The organism is Mesorhizobium sp. M4B.F.Ca.ET.017.02.2.1 (assembly GCF_003998955.1).
Lineage (GTDB): Bacteria > Pseudomonadota > Alphaproteobacteria > Rhizobiales > Rhizobiaceae > Mesorhizobium > Mesorhizobium abyssinicae.
The window spans coordinates 1-1558 of record NZ_RZOF01000597.1; the positions used below are offsets into that span (position 1 = coordinate 1).

The window sequence follows — 1558 nt, forward strand, 5'->3', positions numbered from 1 at the left end:
GTGCTGCCAAGGCGGCCGAAAACCCGCCGATGAAGGCAACGTCGGCCGAGCCTTCGAGGATGTCGCGGCCGGGATCGTCGCCGGTGTGGACGAGCAGGTCGGCCTCGGCGATGCGGCCCTCGAAGGCGCCGGGCGCGGAAGTCGCCTCGCCGTCGGCGCCGCCATAGGCATGCGAGGTGGCGTCGAGATAGGCGCGGCCGATTTCTTCGCGGCCGACCCAGTCGCCGCTGGACAAAAGATCCTCGACGCCGGCGCCGTAGGTGCCGGGCGAGGTGCCGAAAATGCGCGGGCCGATCTTGCCCTCGGCGCGGCTCGCCGCGGCGAGCGGGTTCTCGGAATCGTCCTCGTCGCGGCTGGCGACGGCGGTGGCGGCGGCGTCGATCAGTGCGATCTGGGTCGGGAACATGTCGCGGAACAGGCCGGAAATGCGCCAGGTGACGTCGACGCGCGGCCGGCCAAGTGCTGCCGGTGGCAGCACCTCGATGCCGGTGACGCGGCCGGTGGCGGCATCCCATTGCGGCCGGCAGCCCATCAGCGCCAGGCCTTGAGCGATCTCCTCGCCGCCCGTGCGCAGCGAGGCCGAGCCCCAGAGGTCGATGACCAGCGAGCGCGGCCAGTCGCCATGCAACTGCATGTAGCTGCGCACGACTTCTTCCGCCGCCGCCTGGCCAAGGTCATAGGCGGTCGGCGTCGGCATGGTGCGCGGGTCGGCGGTGAACAGGTTGCGGCCGGTCGGCAGCACGTCGGAGCGGCCGCGCGCCGGCGCGCCGGCCGGTCCGGCCTTGATGTGGCAGCCATCGAGCGCGGCGAGAAGGGCCGCTTTTTCCGCTTTCGCGCTTTGGGTGCGCAGCGAATCCGCTTCGCCCTCCGGCGCGCGGCCATAGACATGCAGCCCGTCCTTGACGGCGAAATCCTTGAGGTCGCAGAGCCAGGCGTCAATGCGGCGCAGCGCCTCGTCCGGCGCGTCGGTCCTGGCCACTCCGGCTTCGGAGGCAAGCCCGGTCTTGCGTGCGGTTTCGACGATCAGCTTGGCCAGGCGGTCGCGGCGGCGGCGGTCGAGCCCGTCGGCCTGCGCATACTCGTCGACCAGCCGCTCGAGGCGCTGCTGGTTCTCGTCCAGTCCGGCGCCGGTCAGCGGCGGCGGCAGATGGCCGAGCGTGACGGCGGCGATGCGGCGCTTGGCTTGCGCCGCTTCGCCGGGATTGGAGACGATGAAGGGATAGATGACGGGCAGCGCGCCGGTGACGATCTCGGGGAAGCAGATATCGGAGAGCGCGACCGTCTTGCCCGGCAGCCATTCCAGCGTGCCGTGCGCGCCGACATGGATGAGGGCGTGGACCCCGAGCGATTTTTGCAGCCAGAGGCCGAAGGCGATCAGGTCGTGGCGCGGGGGCAGCGTCGGGTCGTGGTAGTCGGCGCGGCGGTCGGCGGAGCGGCCGCGGTCGGGGGCGAGCGCGACGGTGATGTTGCCGAAGGTCGCGGCGCGGAAGGGGAAGTGGGTTTCGTGCGCTAGCCGCGAAGGCTCGCGTTCTGTCGCGCCCCCCTCTGTCCTGCCGGA

1 protein-coding gene is annotated in these 1558 nt (G+C 71.5%); it reads right to left on the minus strand.

The window, feature by feature from the left end; genetic code table 11:
• On the minus strand, nucleotides 1-1558 hold a 1558-nt coding region (locus tag EN738_RS34185; protein WP_189606133.1), incomplete at both ends, for a cobaltochelatase subunit CobN.